The sequence below is a fragment of the Hymenobacter puniceus genome (assembly GCF_014333525.1).
Lineage (GTDB): Bacteria > Bacteroidota > Bacteroidia > Cytophagales > Hymenobacteraceae > Hymenobacter.
In genome coordinates this window covers 1055528-1069497 of record NZ_JACSCX010000001.1, presented here as the reverse complement: position 1 = coordinate 1069497, position 13970 = coordinate 1055528, and the positions used below count along the sequence as shown (strand labels likewise).

Sequence of the window (13970 nt, the reverse complement as noted above, 5' to 3'; positions counted from 1 at the left end):
AGGGCTTTTACGCCACCTGACTGCTTTATAGCTGTAGCCTATGTTTTCCCGGATTCGTGCTTTGTTTAGCACCCCTGGTGCCCGTGATTTGTCGTTTGGCCTGCTGGATTCCCGGCAGATAACGCCTTTGGTGAAGCGGGAGAAGTGGGACCAAGTCGAGCAGATAGCATTGAGCGTAATGTCGGACGATCTATCCCGACTGCTGGATGGTATCTGCCTGACGGATCAGTTTAACAAGCAGATTATACCGCTGGGAAAGGAGAAAAACCAGGAATTTGCCCGGCTGGTGCTGGGAGCCTGGTACCTCTATCAGGCCTGGCAGGCGCGCTCCGGGCAATGGGCTGAAAACCTGTCGAAGTCACAGATAGAAGGGTTCGAGCATTATCTGCTGCTGGCACGGGAGCTACTGGGCGGCCCTTTCGCTACACCAGCCTTCCTCTGCGAAGCCAGAGCCCGGCTGGTACGAGTGGAAATGGGCCTGAATGAGCCCGACCGCGCCATGATGGCCTTTCAACAAAGCATTGTTGTGGATGTGCGGAAGTTCTGGGCCTACCACCACGTGTTCAAGCTGGCCTCGCCCAAATGGCTGGGCAGCGAAGAAGAGTTGGTTGGCTACATCCAGTCGGTGGACGACGATGCGCTGCGTCACACGCTCTGGCTGATGTTTCTGGTGGAAATGTACAGCGACGCCGACACGGAGGATGAAGCCACTGCGCTGCAGCGGTGGTATCCGGCTTACCGGGAGCTGCTTGAAGAAGTGCTAGCGCAGCCGCAGTTGTCGCTGAACAACACGTTGGTATCCATTTATGCCAATAATAACCTAGCATATCTGTACCACTTAGTGGGGGAGCGGGAAAAGCGTAACGCCATTCTAGTAGCGCTAGGTGGGCACTTCCCACCGTACCCGTGGGACTATTTCGGCATTGAGTCAGATAACGCGGCGGCCATGCAGGCTTTCCAGCTGTCTGCCGCCCAGCCCAAGCTGTGACGAAAGCTGAACTCCGCCGCGAAGCCCTGACCCGCCGCCGCGGCCTGCCTGAAGCCGCAGTGGCGCAACTAAGCGCGCAACTGTGGCAACAGCTTCTGAATGAACTGCCGGTGGCGGAGTGGCGCTGGCTGCATTTGTTTCTACCGATTCCGCAGCAGCGCGAGCCCGACACTTGGCTGCTGATTCGCCGGCTGTGGGCAGCGCTGCCGCACCTGCAGCTGGCCGTGCCCGTGGTGCAGCCCGATGGCCACACGCTGCGCCACTTCCACCTCACACCCACAACGACGCTGGTAGAAAACCGCTGGGGAATTCCTGAGCCGATAGACGCCGCTGAGGTATTGCCGCCGCAACTGAATGCCGTGCTGGTGCCACTGTTAGCTTTCGACGAAACCGGCCACCGCGTAGGATATGGAAAAGGCTTCTACGACCGGTTCCTGGCCGAATGCCGGCCTGATGCGCTGCGCATCGGGGTGAGCCTAGGGCCACCGGTGTCGCGCATTACTGATGCCTGGGACGGTGACGTGCGGCTGCACGCCTGCCTCACACCGGAGCGAGTGTGGCGGTTTTGAACGACTCTGCACCCTCTGTTAAGCTCTTAGCGTTTTCTGCGGCAACTGTCGCCCTGCGCACAATACTGGCCCGAGCCATAGCGTTAGCTGAATACAATCTGTATTCACTTAAATCCCAGCATCGTTATGGCCGACTTCCAAACCGCCACCCCTGTCGCCCGTGGCTCGAAACCCCGCGTGAAAAAGTCGGCCTTCCGCCTCGATATGACGCCAATGGTGGACTTGGCGTTTCTGCTGCTCACGTTCTTCATGCTCACTACCACGTTTGCCCGGCAGAACGCCATGGACCTGACCATGCCTGACGGTAAAGGGCCCGCCACCCCGCTCAAGCAAAGCAAGGCCCTGACCCTGATTCTGGGCAAAGACAGCCAGGTGCATTACTTCTTCGGCCTGAACGATGCGGAAACCAAGCCGACTCTGCGTACCACCACGTTCAGTTCCGCTGGCCTGCGCCAGATTCTGCTGGACCGCCAGCGGCAGCAGCCCGCACCCTTCGTACTCATTAAGGCCGGTCCCGATGCCAAATACCGCGACTTGGTAGACGTGCTCGACGAAATGAACATCACCGACCAGCAGCAATACGCCCTAGTCGATTTCACTCCTGCCGACCAGCAGCTCCTAGATTACCAGCCCCAGGTGCGGCATTAGCGGCAGGCAGGCTACCGGTTAGTTGCTCGACTTCCTAACTGGTAGCACCCGAAGCCTACTCCCGCTATGGCCGCCAGGTGCAGCACCTGCGCCAGCAACAGCCAGCGGGGCGGAGCGGCTTCGGCTGGAAACATCGTCGCCGAAACGGCCGTCAGCTGATTAAGGACCTGCATTGAAAGGTCGGCGCCGAACAGCAGGAGCAGGCTGGCCGCCACCAATAGCATCTGGCTCAGCTTGGGACTTTTGCGCCACAACGCCGTGCCAGCCAGCGCCAGCAGCAACAAAGGGAACAGCAGCGCCAGTACCAACCAGTAAGGCGGCAGCACAAAGTAGGTGTTGTGCATCTGGATTTCGAGCTTCAGCTGTAGCAGCGTCTGGAAACCCACCAGTAAGCCCGCCAGCAGGATGGCGGTAGCTATGCAACCCAGCAACAGCAGCAAGGTTCGGCGCATCATCAGCGGGGCAAGGCTGGCAGCACTGCCACCTGCGAGATGCGCGCCTGCCCCCACGGCGCAATGCTGACCGTGACCTGCAGCGGCTGCGGCCGACGGAACTGGCGGCGGGCTTCTTCGGGCAGGTAGTAACGCTCCAGGCCGTAGCGCAGGCGCATGCTGCGGCGCCAGGTTTCCTGCACCCAGCCCCGCAGAACGGTTTGGCCGGCCGCCACGGCGGGCTGCTCCGGGTACACGGCAATGGCTTCGTAAGTGCCCTGCCGCAACTCCAGCACCACATATACCGGGTCTTTGCGGCGCGGCATGGTGCGGCCCTTCCACAGGTGGCCGGGCAGCTCACTGATGAGGTAGCGCAACTCCAGATAGTCGTGGAAGCGCAGGTCGCGCGGGTCGGCGGGGGCGGTGCGCAGCGTGATGGTGGTGCCCAGTTGCTCGGTGGCGTAGCCGGCACCGGCCACCGCCAGCACAAACAGCAGCTGCGCTAGTACTAGGCCCCGTAGCCAGCGGCGGCGCTGCGGCTCCGGCAGCGTGTGGCTGGCCGCCGCTGACGGGCCGGCCACCGGCACTTCGGTGGTAGAATCCGTCATGGCTTGGGTGCTTCAGACGCGGAAAACGTGTGTGCCGCCCGGCGGCGCAGCCACCAGCTCAAGCCCAGCAGCAAGCCGCCGCCCAGCAGGAAAAACAACGACTTGTCCATGAAGCCCCAAGTCAGCTTGAAGTAGGCCACGGCCGTTGTCACAATGAACAGCACGGTGCCCAGCGTCACCCGGTCGGGATTCTGCTCCTGGTGCGCGCGCCACAGCACCGCGCCGGAATACGCATACAGCACCACCAGCGTGGCAACAGCCAGCGGCAATCCGCCCGTGAAGTAGAAGCCCGGCAATAGCAATAGCCAGTCGGTGAGGCTGCCGAGGCGGCCACGCCGCTGCTTGCCCACTGCCGACAGTGCCAATACCCCGGCTAGCGCCACCAGATACGGCAGCATCGGGGCCCGCAGCCGCCCGGCGTAGATATCCGACTCACCGAACAACGCCAGCCCCAGCGTGAACAGAAACGCCGCCACCAGCGGCGGCCCCTGAATGGCGCGGCCCGCGGGCCGGTCGGGCTGCCAGTCACCGAGGGCGTAGAGCAGCATGGCCGGGATGAAAAACCAGGTGATTTTGATGTGCAGATGGCTGATGAGCAGCGCCGCCTGCCATAGCAGGCCCGAAGCCAGCACCGCGCCCAGCACCGAATCGGGGCGGCGCCACCAGTAGTATCCCAGCCCACCGGCCGTAAGACCCGCCGTGAGGTAGCTGAACGCGCCCAGCTGCCCGGTGTTGTAGCCCTGCACCAGCCCGCCAATCACCACAGTTAAAACAAACAGGAACCGGCTGCCATACACCCACGTGAGGGCCACACCCGCCACCGCCCACGCCACCAAACCCGACAGGTCGTAGCCAATGAGCTGGTACATCTGGCTGGTGAGCAGGATACTGAGGCCGAACAGCAGCAGCGCCAGCCCCACCAGCCCCATGCCCAGCGACTCGTACTGGCGGCGCAGGAAGTACTCGGCGGCGGCGTAGGTGCCGGCCAGGGAGCCCAGCAGCAGCGCCAGCCGCACCGCCTCGGGCAGGCCCTGCCAGTTGGCGGCCACCACGCTCAGGGCGCTCAGCAGAATCAGGAGGCTGCCCAGTAGCGGCAGCAGCGCCAGTGGCGGCCGCTCGGCCGGATACAGCGCCAGCAGCTTCGTGCGCTGCTCTTCCGCAATAATGCCGCGCTGCACCCAATCCCGCCCGTCGGTTTCCAGTAATCTTCGGCTCATGAAGTAAAAGTAGGCATGGCGTCAGGCTTCCCGAGGAAATAGGAACCGCTACCCACGAAATCAAAGCCGTTGCCGATGCTAGGCGTGTGCGCATACGCCCAGCCACAGTTGCCGATAGTCTGGTTTACGTGCTGTTGATATGCTGCGAAATCACCTTCGCTGGCCTCGTCTAAGGCATCAAAATCAAGCAGATCCAATAAAGGCCAGAAGTTAGCTAGGTCAATTATCAACAGGCCGCCGGAATCCAGGCTGAAAGCGGTGGTGTTAGTGGCCAGAAGCTGCTGCTCCCATTCCTCGTCATTGGACCCGTATGAGCGGATGTGGCTGATTGGCAGTCTGAATATACCTTCGGTGGGCTCAACTCTCTGATACCCAAGAAGCAGTTCTCCGCCATACGGGAAGAAAGCTGCATTTAACTGACGCACGAATGGTAGGCCGGTGGCAATAGGTAGAGTTTCCAGCAACTGCCGGTCAACTCGTATATCGTCCCAGTATAAGGGGTCTATAAAAAGCAATTCACCGGAAACGACTTCCAGTTCTACGTCTTCGCCATTGCTGGAGTATTGTTTGATGTGCATAGCTGTGTCTGCTACTACGCCCGCTTCCACGCCCGCGTCATTTCGCGCTTGCCGGGCGGGCCCGGAATCCGCTCTACTTCCCAGCCAGCGGCCAGCAGGCTGCGCTTGAAGCTGCCTTTGGCGCAGTAGCTGACCAGGCAGCCGCCCGGCGCGGTGGCGGCGTACAGCTGCCGGAATATCTCGTCGGTCCACATGTCGGGCTGCTTTTCGGGTGCGAAGGCGTCGAAGTAGATGACGTGGTAAGTATCGTCGGCCAAGGGCGTGTGCTGCAGCTCGCCGGCCATCTTCAGCAGCGCAAACTGCGGGGTGAGGGCTACTGGCGTACCCCAGCTGGCCGCGTGAATCTGCTCGTGGTAATCCAGCAGCTCGGGGTTGAGTACGTAGCGCTCCACGCCCAGCTGCCCGATGACGGCCGGCGGCAGCGGATATTTCTCAATGGTGTCGTAGAAGATGGGGTGGGGGCTGGCCAGGCTATATTGCAGCGTAAGCAGGGCATTCAGGCCCGTGCCGAAGCCGACTTCCAGCACCCACACTAAACCCGTGGCGGCGGCCATTACGGGGGCCAGGCCCGCGCCCAGATACACGTGCTGCGCCTCCTGGATGGCGCCATGCGTGGAGTGGTAATGCTCATCGAGGGCTGGGACGTACAGCGTGCTGGAGCCGTCGGCCGTGGTGCGGACTTCTACGGTAGGGGTAAGCATACGGGAGCGGTTGAGAGGGTGTGTGGCAGGCAAGAGCGGTGGGGAGCGGCCAAGCATGTCCGGCAAGAAAAAGGCCTGTTTGCCTGCGTCTTCACTACCCGGCCTGCAAGCCGTGCGTAGGATGACTACCTGTTTTTCTTATCGTTCCGCTACATGGCCCGCATCAAAGTAAATCTACCGGAAACTTTCCGCTTTTCCAGCACCCTCGCCGTGCGCATCACCGACCTCAACTACGGCGCCCACCTCGGCAACGATTCGCTGCTGGGGCTGCTCCACGAGGCCCGCGTGCAGTTTCTGCAGCACCTGGGCCGCCCCGAGGTAGACCGCGCCACCGGTCGCGGCCACATCATGGCCGACGTGGCCATCGAGTACAAAGGCGAGGCCTTCCACGCCGACACGCTGCGCGTGGACATGGCCGTGGCGGACCCGCACAAATACGGCTTCGACATCGTGTATCAGGTCTGGAACCAGGAGCAGCGCGAAATTGCGCGGGCCAAAACCGGTATGCTCGCCTTCGACTACACCACCCGCAAGCTGCTGGCGCTGAGCGAAGAAGAACTGGCGCACCTGGCGGGCTAGCTGTCATTCCGAGTGGAGCGAGGAATCTGGGTCAAGTACTTCAGTCGGTTTCAACTCAGATTCCTCGCTCCGCTCGGAATGACAATTTCCGTGGAACCCAACTGCCTCGCTCGTTGTATCTTTGCGCTATGATGATTGACCTGCCCGTAGTTTCCAAGCGCGACATCCGCAAACTCACCCCCGACGAGCTCAAGGCCTTTATGGTGGAGCACGGCGAGAAGCCCTTCCGCGCCAAGCAGGTGAGCGAGTGGCTGTGGAAAAACACAGCCGGCACGTTCGAGGAGATGAACAACATCAGCCTGGCCACGCGCGAGCTGCTGGCCCGGCATTTCGTCATCAACGGCGTGCAGGTGCAAAACCAGCAGCTCAGCAACGACGGCACCATTAAATCGGCGTTCCGGCTCTACGATGGCAACATTGTGGAAGGCGTGCTTATTCCGCACGATACCCGCATGACGGCCTGCATCAGCTCGCAGGTGGGCTGCTCGCTTACGTGCAAGTTCTGCGCCACCGGCTACATGGACCGCAAGCGCAACCTCGATGCCGCCGAAATCTACGACCAGGTGGTGCGCATCCGCGAGCAGTGCGAAAGCCAGTACGGCACGCCGCTCACCAACATTGTGTACATGGGCATGGGCGAACCGCTGCTCAACTACGCCAACGTGGTGAAAAGCATTGAGCGCATCACCGCGCCCGACGGCCTGAACATGGCGCCGCGACGCATCACGGTCAGCACTGCCGGTATCGCCAAGATGATCAAAAAGCTGGCCGACGACGGCGTAAAAGCCAATCTGGCCCTCTCGCTGCACGCGCCCAACGACACCAAGCGCAACGAAATCATGCCCATCAACGAAGCCAACTCGCTGGCTTCGCTGGAAGACGCCCTCAAGCACTACCACCAGGTAACGGGCCGCAAGGTCACCTACGAGTACATCGTGTTCGAGAGCTTCAACGACACGCTGCAGGACGCCGAGGAGTTGCTCCAGATTTCGAAGTGGATTCCGTGCAAAGTGAACCTCATCGAGTACAACCCCATCGAAAACGCCGACTACCGCAACACCGGCGAAGTGAAGCTGATGGCGTTCCTGAAGTACTTGGCCGACCGCGGCGTGCAAACCAACCTGCGCCGCTCGCGCGGCAAAGACATTGATGCCGCCTGCGGGCAGCTGGCCGTGAAAGAGAAGTCGGGAAGCGGCATAGCACCAACTTACTTCCTATAACAAAAAGGGGCCGGTATCCATGGATGCCGGCCCCTTTTGGTGGTATAAACGGCAGCTTATTTCGGCGCGGCCTTATTAAAATCAGAGAAGAGCAGTACCGCTTCGGGGCACTCTGACGCCATCTGCATTCCTACGTTGACGCCCATGTCGCGCATGCGGGCTTCATTCTGAAATATATCGGCGCCAAATACTTTCTTCAACTGCGTGGCGTGGGCTTGCAGGTGCTTCTCGAAAGCCTGAGTTACCACCTGCATGCGTTCCGCGGAGCTCAGCGCTTTGATAGTGGCAATGCGGGGCTGCAGGTCGCGGCACAAATCATTGGATACTGGCCGAAGAGCTCTTTCCTCTTCGGGCCGCAGGGGCACTGGCATAGGCTTATTCGTCTGCTCGGCGCTCAGGCGCATAAACAATGGCTGGCTGACCGGGCACTCGCCTAATAGCCACATGGCTACTTTGCGCCCAAAAACCTCTCCCTTAGCCTTGATTGTGTCGCTGTTGTCGCTGCCGCTGGTAAGCAGGGCCATAAACTCTGGGTTGTTAGCCGCACTCATCATTGTCAGGCGGATGAAAAGCTGCTGCGCTTCGTCTTTAGAGAGCTTGCTGAGCGGTTTTTTTTTGTCTTCTGCTTCCAGCTGCCGGCAGATATCGGCACCCACAAGGCGCACAGTTTTCTGCTCGGCTATGCTGTCGGGTGCAGTTTGAGCGCGGCCTGCAAAGGCAGTGCTGCATAAGCTTATCAGCAATACAACACGAAGAATAGTAGACTTCATCAGAGAAAAACAAGGTATAATACTCGGCAAATTACTTGTCGTTTAATTGGCAAACAATAGGTAATAGCTTGTTTTACGGGCCAATGGCTGAGCACTTGTCCTTCACAGAATATTCAAAATAATTCTGTAGACTTTTATTTTATGGAACAACCTTATCTGCTTTTGCCGACTCTTATCGTTATCGGCACTAATCTTGTGCTGTGGTCGACGTTCATGAATTAGTTCCTTTCCGCTATGAAAAATTTTACGAAATGCAGTCTGCTGGCTGTGGGAGCTTTACTGGGTGCTTCTCAGGCACAAGCCCAAACCAATGTGGTGAAGCTGGATATTTTCCAGCCTATCGTAAATACTGCGGCGCTATCGTTCGAGCATAAGCTTAGTGAAACCAGTAGTTTCCAACTAGGAGTGTCTGTGACGGCTAACTACCGCGAAGATGGCGGCTTTAGTTTCTCTGACGAAGGCCGCAAGACCTCGGGCTTCGGTATTGTACCTGAATACCGGTTTTACCTTTCTGAGAAGCATCCAGCAATGGAAGGATTCTATGTGGCCCCGTTTCTACGCTTTCAACACCTAAGCCAGAAAGGTACTTACGAATCCTACGACCCGGTCACGGGGCAGTATTTCCAGCGTTCTGCAGATGCTAAACTCAATGCTTTTGGGGGCGGAGTAGTAGTGGGCCGGCACTGGATTTTTAAGCAACGCTTCTCACTGGATGCCCAGCTAGGACCTTCCTACATGGTATCAAGTGTATCGTCTAATGGAGCCGACGTCGAGAAAGATAACTTTCTGGGGTTCTACGATGACATGAATTACGGTCTTCGTGGTGGCGTAACTTTTGGGGTGGCCTTTTAAGGTTTCCTAGGCAGGGCTGGCTCACCTCTCTAAAAGAGCTACCCGCCACTGCCAGTAAAATTGTTTCCTCTTTTTATATACCTAATGAAAAAAACCTTACTCGTGGCCACTCTCGTGGCAGCATCCGCAACGTCAGCCTTGGCGCAGGACAATGTGTTGAAAGTGAATATTCTAAGCCCCATTGTGAAAACCGGCTCGTTTTTCTACGAGCGTAAGCTGACGGATAACAGCTCGATGCAACTAGGACTGTTATTCACCAACTTCAGAATCGATGACGAAGACCGAATCACGGGCTTTGCCATTACGCCGGAGTATCGCTTCTACCTATCGGAAAAGACCACGGCCTTGGAGGGCTTCTACGTAGGGCCATTTTTACGCTATCAGAATCTGGCCATCAAGACCACCTATACTGATTACAATGCCAGCGGTAATCCGTATACCACTACCAGCGAAACGTCGCTCAACACGTTTGGGGGTGGCGTAGTAGTCGGCCGTCATTGGATTTTTAAAGAGCGTTTCTCATTGGATGCTTTCCTGGGACCATCTTACAACGCCGGCGAAATCGAGGAAGATAATTCGTCAGGCAACGTATCATATGACCCAGGTCCATTTGACGGGTTTGGGTTGCGGGCGGGCGTAACGTTCGGCATTGCGTTTTAAGTAGTAGTACACAAAAGCCCGGCCTGCAGAGAAGTAGGCCGGGCTTTTGTGTGCAAATAGCAGAAGCTATGCCCGCCAGCGGCCCTCGGCGCGGGGGCGCCCCGTCGTTATTTCCTCGTGGCTTTCGCCCTTGGGTACTTCGCGGGTTTCAATGCGCACGGCGTGCGCTTTTGGCTGCACTTTCTGCCCGAAGGAGTCGGCAAATTCCTGGGTGAATTCGGCACCGAAGAAGATAATCAAAGACGAGTAGTTCACCCAGAGCAGCAGCAGAATGGCCGAGCCGGCCGCCCCAAACGCGGAGCCGGGCTCAGCATAGGCAATGTAGGCCGCTATCAGGTACTTGCCAATCATAAACAGCAGGGCCGTGATGAACGCGCCCACGCCCACGTCGCGCCACCGAATGATGGCGTCGGGCAGGTAGCGGTAGATAAGAGCAAAAAGCAGGGAGGTTATAAACAGCGAGAGGGCGAAATCCACGAAGTGAATCACGATAACTGTGACTTCGGGCAACAGCCGCTGGAGGTAGCCGGTGAATACCGATAGCATAGCGCTGATAACAAAGGAGATAAGCAGCAGCAGAGCCACGCTCAGAATCAGGCCAAACGAGAGCAGCCGGTCGCGCACAAACTGCCAGACGCCGTTGCGGGGCTTTACCTTCAGGTTCCAGATGTCGTTGATGCTTTCCTGCAGCGTCACGAAGAACGTGGTGGCGGCAAATATCAGGGTGCCAATACCAATAATAGCGGCAGCTCCCCCTTTCTGCTGCTTGGTAAACTCGGCAATAGAGTCCTGCAGAAACTTAGCTGAATCGGGCCCCACGAAGCCACGCAGCTGTCCGTATACCTGGCCGGTCACGGCCTCACTGCCATACACGGAGCTGGCCACCGTAATGACGATCAGCAACAGCGGCGGCAGCGAAAAGATAGTGTAGTACGACAGCGCCGCCGCGTGCCGGAACGAGTTATTGACCATGAACTCCCCAGCGGTAGTTTTGAGGATGCTAATGATATCGGAAAGCTTGTAATGGGTAGCCATACGGCGCAGTAGATTCAGAGAGGTGTGCTGCTAGTACGGCTTGCAGAACGGTGGCGTTCGGTCGAGCTAATCAATTCCGGGTGCTTTGCGTAGAGAATCCCCGCTGACCGGCTACTTTGCCGGCAGATTTTGTTTCTGCTTTTTCGCCCTCACTTCTATGCGTTTTCTCCTTGTGGCCGCGCTGGCGGCTTTGCCGCTGGCAGGCTTTTGTCAGGCAACCCCCAGCCGTACTACCCAGGCAGCTCAGAAGCCAGCCAAAGTCAAAAAAGGCTCTTATCCTGCTGCCCAGGGTTTTGATGCGGCTGGCTCCGATGCCCGTGCCGTAGCCCTGGCCGACCAGGTGATGCTGGCTATGGGTGGCTACCCGGCCTGGCAGCAAACCCGCCTGCTGGGCTGGGACTTTCTGGATGGCTCCTACCAGCTCTGGGACAAGCAAACCGGCGACTTCCGCTGGCAGAAAGACAGCACGGTGGCCGTGTACAACCTGCAAAGCAAGCAGGGCAAAGCCTTCCGCAACGGCCGCGACATATCCGCCACCCCCGACGGCGAGAAGCTGCTCAGCCGCATGTACCCTATCTGGGTGAACAACTCGTGGTGGCTGCTGATGCCCTTCAAGCTCAAGGATTCGGGCGTGACACTGACGTACAAGGGTGCAGGCAAGTTCATGGACGGGCAGCCGGCCGAGGTGCTCAACATGACCTTCAAGAACGTGGGCGTGACACCCGACAACAAGTACGAGGTACTAATCAACCCCAAAACCAACCTGCTGGAAGAGTGGGCCTACTTCCCCAAAGCCACTGACGCCCAGCCCGCCTTCCGCCGCCGCTGGACCGGCTACCAGAAATACAACGGCATCATGCTGTCGGCTGACCGCACCGACGGCAAGGACGGCCGCAAGCTGGGCCACATATCAGCCTTCAGCAATGTGCCCGCCGGCGTCATGCAAAACCCTAAACCGATAGAAAAGCTGTAAGAACATCAAGCAGAGGCGGAGCCGAAGCATCTCGCGTGCTGATGTTGGATTACTAGCCTAACGTCAGCGCGCGAGATGCTTCAGCTGCGCTTCTGCTTGACGTTCTTAAAGTTTCTCTGCCTGATAGTTTCTTACCCTTTCGCCAGCTCCCAGCGTAAGGTTTCGATGGGCGCTTCGCGCAAAGCGGCGGCCAACTCGGCATCATGGGCGAATTGTAGCTGGTGCAGCATTGAGGCCTCTACGCTCACTTCAACCCGTGGCTCGCGGAAGGGCCAGGGCTGCACCTGTACGGGGCCGTCTTCGGTGGGGCGGCGCACTTCGTGGCGGTGGCCATCGGGGCCGGTGTAGATTTCTAGGGCGCGGCCCATTTCGGGCAGTTCCTGGCGGCACAGAATCAGACTGAGCCGGTCGCACCAGTGCAGTAGGGCATAGGCCTGCTCGGCGTGGGCTTTGGTGAGGTGAAGGGCGCGCCGCCAGTTTTTCTGCTGGCTTTGCTGCTCATCCAAAAATGCGTCAATTTCCGGCTTCTGCCCCCTTAGACTCTCATATAAGGTGCTCAGGTGCATGCTGGTAAGCAGACTGCGCCAGCGCCCTTGGAACCGCGCCGCATTCATCAGGCGGGTGGCCTGCTCCAGCGAAAACTCCTTCATGGTGAAGTTGGCCGGGGCGCCGGCAGGAGTCAGGCCGTAGTGGCCGGTCCAGTCAGCTTGTTCGTCGTCGTGCTGGGCGGCGGCGGCCAGCAAGCCCACCCACTGGTCGGAGGGCAGAAACGCGGGCCACTGGTGCAGCAGCTGGGCCGCCAGCAGCGCGTGGGCTTGCTGGTAGATAATTTGCCAGCCGGCGGGCGTGTGGTTGACAATCATGGTAGGGAAGGGGTAGGGTTCCGTATTGGAACGCGTCAGTACCAGTCAGGTTTTCGCCATTGTCCGGAAACAAAACAGCCCCACCCGCTTGGGTGAGGCGTTCAGATGTGGTAAGCTGCGTGGCAGTTAGTAGCGCGAACTTTGTAGTTCGCGCCGCCACGCGGTTCGAACGATTCTATCGGCGCGGGGACGCGAACTGCAAAGTTCGCGCTACTGCCCCAGCCGGCTACTTCAGCACCACCGCTTCCTTCAGGTGCAGCAGCATGTCGTCGGTCATCTTATCCAGCGTGAACTCCGGCTGCCAGTTCCAGTCCTGGCGGGCTTGGGTGTCGTCGATGCTGGCAGGCCAGGAATCGGCAATCTGCTGGCGCTGGTCGGGCTTGTAGCTTACTTGGAAATCGGGGTAGTGGCGCTGGATGCTGGCCGTAATTTCCTGCGGGCTGAAGCTCATGGCCCCCAGGTTGTAGGAGCTGCGCACCTTGATGTTGTCGGCGGGGGCGTGCATCAGGTCGAGGGTGGCCTTCAGCGCGTCGGGCATGTACATCATGGGCAGGTAGGTGTCTTCCTGCAGGAAGCACTCGTATTGCTCGCCGGCCACAGCCTTGTGGTAGATGTCCACGGCGTAGTCGGTGGTGCCGCCGCCGGGCAGGCTCTTGTAGCCGATGAGGCCGGGGTAGCGCAGGCTGCGAACATCCAGGCCATGCTTGCGGAAATACCACTCGCACCACTGCTCGCCGGCCAGTTTGCTGATGCCGTATACCGTGTTGGGGTTCATAACGGTAAGCTGGGGCGTATTCTGGCGCGGAGTGTCGGGGCCGAACACGGCAATGCTGCTGGGCCAGTACACCTGCTGCACGCCTAGGTCCACAGCCGCATCCAGCACATGAAACAGGCCATCCATGTTCAGCTGCCAGCCAAACTTCGGGTTCTTCTCGGCGGTGGCAGAGAGCAGAGCGGCTAGGTGGTACACCTGCCTGGGCTTGTACTGCCGGATAACGTCTTCCAACCGCGTTTTGTCTAGCACATCCAGCAGCTCAAACGGGCCGGCCTGGGCGGTTTCGGCGTCCTTGGGAGCCCGCACATCGGCGGCTACTACGTTGGAAGCGCCGTAGATCTGGCGTAGCTCGTGGGTGAGCTCCAGGCCCAGCTGCCCGCCGGCGCCGATAACGAGGATGGTGTCGCCGGGGGTGGTGGCGGAGGTGCTGGAGGAAGTAGCCATGAACAGAAAACAGGAAACGTGGGTGGTGGGGAACGGCAAAGATACGGGGCGGCCGGGGT

Annotated in this window: 17 protein-coding genes; 8 read left to right on the top strand and 9 right to left on the bottom strand. The window is 59.0% G+C overall.

Going from position 1 to position 13970, the window contains the following annotated elements; translation table 11 throughout:
* The first annotated feature begins 40 nt into the window (after window positions 1–40).
* The 3 genes from H8B14_RS04640 (at window position 41) to H8B14_RS04630 (ending at window position 2205) form a co-directional block, all read left to right on the top strand.
* Complete coding sequence (locus tag H8B14_RS04640) at window positions 41–988, top strand: hypothetical protein (RefSeq protein ID WP_187314407.1); 948 nt, start codon at window positions 41–43, stop codon at window positions 986–988.
* On the top strand, window positions 985–1557 hold the full coding sequence (locus H8B14_RS04635; protein WP_187314406.1) for a 5-formyltetrahydrofolate cyclo-ligase: 573 nt from the start codon (window positions 985–987) through the stop codon (window positions 1555–1557). Before H8B14_RS04640 ends, H8B14_RS04635 begins: the two co-directional genes overlap by 4 nt.
* A 126-nt stretch (window positions 1558–1683) precedes the next feature.
* Complete coding sequence (locus tag H8B14_RS04630; RefSeq protein WP_187314405.1) at window positions 1684–2205, top strand: ExbD/TolR family protein; 522 nt, start codon at window positions 1684–1686, stop codon at window positions 2203–2205.
* Between the two features lie 11 nt (window positions 2206–2216).
* Here the strand turns inward: H8B14_RS04630 and H8B14_RS04625 are convergent, their stop codons facing one another.
* From H8B14_RS04625 to mnmD, 5 genes are read right to left on the bottom strand one after another with little or no spacing between them, the layout of a single operon-like run.
* The gene (locus H8B14_RS04625; protein WP_187314404.1) at window positions 2217–2660 is read right to left on the bottom strand and encodes a hypothetical protein; all 444 of its coding nucleotides are present in this window, start codon (window positions 2658–2660) and stop codon (window positions 2217–2219) included.
* Window positions 2660–3244, bottom strand: a complete 585-nt coding sequence (locus tag H8B14_RS04620) for a GDYXXLXY domain-containing protein (protein ID WP_187314403.1) — start codon at window positions 3242–3244, stop codon at window positions 2660–2662. Before H8B14_RS04620 ends, H8B14_RS04625 begins: the two co-directional genes overlap by 1 nt.
* Window positions 3241–4461 (bottom strand): DUF2157 domain-containing protein, encoded by a 1221-nt coding sequence (locus H8B14_RS04615; protein WP_187314402.1) that lies wholly within the window; start codon window positions 4459–4461, stop codon window positions 3241–3243. The genes H8B14_RS04620 and H8B14_RS04615 overlap by 4 nt, the downstream gene beginning before the upstream one ends.
* The gene (locus H8B14_RS04610) at window positions 4458–5039 is read right to left on the bottom strand and encodes a hypothetical protein (protein ID WP_187314401.1); all 582 of its coding nucleotides are present in this window, start codon (window positions 5037–5039) and stop codon (window positions 4458–4460) included. The genes H8B14_RS04615 and H8B14_RS04610 overlap by 4 nt, the downstream gene beginning before the upstream one ends.
* A gap of 14 nt (window positions 5040–5053) precedes the next feature.
* On the bottom strand, window positions 5054–5740 hold the full coding sequence (gene mnmD, locus H8B14_RS04605) for a tRNA (5-methylaminomethyl-2-thiouridine)(34)-methyltransferase MnmD (RefSeq protein ID WP_187314400.1): 687 nt from the start codon (window positions 5738–5740) through the stop codon (window positions 5054–5056).
* A gap of 153 nt (window positions 5741–5893) precedes the next feature.
* Here mnmD and H8B14_RS04600 point away from each other — a divergent pair, with 153 nt between their 5' ends.
* Together H8B14_RS04600 and rlmN are read left to right on the top strand one after the other, a co-directional pair.
* Window positions 5894–6319, top strand: coding sequence for an acyl-CoA thioesterase (locus tag H8B14_RS04600; RefSeq protein WP_187314399.1), 426 nt, complete (start codon window positions 5894–5896; stop codon window positions 6317–6319).
* A gap of 131 nt (window positions 6320–6450) precedes the next feature.
* Window positions 6451–7539 carry a 23S rRNA (adenine(2503)-C(2))-methyltransferase RlmN gene (rlmN, locus tag H8B14_RS04595; RefSeq protein ID WP_410054453.1) on the top strand — a complete coding sequence of 363 codons (1089 nt, stop codon included), beginning with the start codon at window positions 6451–6453 and terminating at the stop codon, window positions 7537–7539.
* A gap of 56 nt (window positions 7540–7595) precedes the next feature.
* Here the strand turns inward: rlmN and H8B14_RS04590 are convergent, their stop codons facing one another.
* A complete protein-coding gene (locus H8B14_RS04590) occupies window positions 7596–8309 on the bottom strand; it encodes a hypothetical protein (RefSeq protein WP_187314397.1) in 714 nt (237 codons plus the stop codon).
* A 234-nt stretch (window positions 8310–8543) separates the two neighbouring features.
* Here H8B14_RS04590 and H8B14_RS04585 point away from each other — a divergent pair, with 234 nt between their 5' ends.
* Window positions 8544–9161 (top strand): DUF3575 domain-containing protein, encoded by a 618-nt coding sequence (locus tag H8B14_RS04585; RefSeq protein ID WP_187314396.1) that lies wholly within the window; start codon window positions 8544–8546, stop codon window positions 9159–9161.
* Window positions 9162–9245: 84 nt separating this feature from the next.
* Complete coding sequence (locus H8B14_RS04580; protein WP_187314395.1) at window positions 9246–9821, top strand: DUF3575 domain-containing protein; 576 nt, start codon at window positions 9246–9248, stop codon at window positions 9819–9821.
* A gap of 66 nt (window positions 9822–9887) precedes the next feature.
* On the opposite strand, the gene H8B14_RS04575 is transcribed toward H8B14_RS04580, so the two are convergent.
* Window positions 9888–10856 carry a YihY/virulence factor BrkB family protein gene (locus H8B14_RS04575; protein WP_187314394.1) on the bottom strand — a complete coding sequence of 323 codons (969 nt, stop codon included), beginning with the start codon at window positions 10854–10856 and terminating at the stop codon, window positions 9888–9890.
* Window positions 10857–11013: 157 nt separating this feature from the next.
* On the opposite strand from H8B14_RS04575, the gene H8B14_RS04570 reads away from it, so the two are divergent.
* Window positions 11014–11829: a DUF6503 family protein gene (locus H8B14_RS04570; RefSeq protein ID WP_187314393.1), complete on the top strand. Its 816-nt coding sequence runs from the start codon at window positions 11014–11016 to the stop codon at window positions 11827–11829.
* A 131-nt stretch (window positions 11830–11960) separates the two neighbouring features.
* On the opposite strand, the gene H8B14_RS04565 is transcribed toward H8B14_RS04570, so the two are convergent.
* Window positions 11961–12692, bottom strand: a complete 732-nt coding sequence (locus H8B14_RS04565; RefSeq protein WP_187314392.1) for a DUF3891 family protein — start codon at window positions 12690–12692, stop codon at window positions 11961–11963.
* Between the two features lie 226 nt (window positions 12693–12918).
* Window positions 12919–13911: an NAD-dependent epimerase/dehydratase family protein gene (locus tag H8B14_RS04560; RefSeq protein WP_187314391.1), complete on the bottom strand. Its 993-nt coding sequence runs from the start codon at window positions 13909–13911 to the stop codon at window positions 12919–12921.
* Between the last annotated feature and the right edge of the window lie 59 nt (window positions 13912–13970).

Coding starts and splice junctions, on each gene's coding strand:
- H8B14_RS04640 (WP_187314407.1), top strand. CDS start 41: ATGTTTTCCCGGATTCGTGCTTTGTTTAGCACCCCTGGTGCCCGTGAT.
- H8B14_RS04630 (WP_187314405.1), top strand. CDS start 1,684: ATGGCCGACTTCCAAACCGCCACCCCTGTCGCCCGTGGCTCGAAACCC.
- H8B14_RS04625 (WP_187314404.1), bottom strand. CDS start 2,660: ATGATGCGCCGAACCTTGCTGCTGTTGCTGGGTTGCATAGCTACCGCC.
- H8B14_RS04620 (WP_187314403.1), bottom strand. CDS start 3,244: ATGACGGATTCTACCACCGAAGTGCCGGTGGCCGGCCCGTCAGCGGCG.
- H8B14_RS04615 (WP_187314402.1), bottom strand. CDS start 4,461: ATGAGCCGAAGATTACTGGAAACCGACGGGCGGGATTGGGTGCAGCGC.
- H8B14_RS04610 (WP_187314401.1), bottom strand. CDS start 5,039: ATGCACATCAAACAATACTCCAGCAATGGCGAAGACGTAGAACTGGAA.
- mnmD (WP_187314400.1), bottom strand. CDS start 5,740: ATGCTTACCCCTACCGTAGAAGTCCGCACCACGGCCGACGGCTCCAGC.
- H8B14_RS04600 (WP_187314399.1), top strand. CDS start 5,894: ATGGCCCGCATCAAAGTAAATCTACCGGAAACTTTCCGCTTTTCCAGC.
- rlmN (WP_410054453.1), top strand. CDS start 6,451: ATGATTGACCTGCCCGTAGTTTCCAAGCGCGACATCCGCAAACTCACC.
- H8B14_RS04590 (WP_187314397.1), bottom strand. CDS start 8,309: ATGAAGTCTACTATTCTTCGTGTTGTATTGCTGATAAGCTTATGCAGC.
- H8B14_RS04585 (WP_187314396.1), top strand. CDS start 8,544: ATGAAAAATTTTACGAAATGCAGTCTGCTGGCTGTGGGAGCTTTACTG.
- H8B14_RS04580 (WP_187314395.1), top strand. CDS start 9,246: ATGAAAAAAACCTTACTCGTGGCCACTCTCGTGGCAGCATCCGCAACG.
- H8B14_RS04575 (WP_187314394.1), bottom strand. CDS start 10,856: ATGGCTACCCATTACAAGCTTTCCGATATCATTAGCATCCTCAAAACT.
- H8B14_RS04570 (WP_187314393.1), top strand. CDS start 11,014: ATGCGTTTTCTCCTTGTGGCCGCGCTGGCGGCTTTGCCGCTGGCAGGC.
- H8B14_RS04565 (WP_187314392.1), bottom strand. CDS start 12,692: ATGATTGTCAACCACACGCCCGCCGGCTGGCAAATTATCTACCAGCAA.
- H8B14_RS04560 (WP_187314391.1), bottom strand. CDS start 13,911: ATGGCTACTTCCTCCAGCACCTCCGCCACCACCCCCGGCGACACCATC.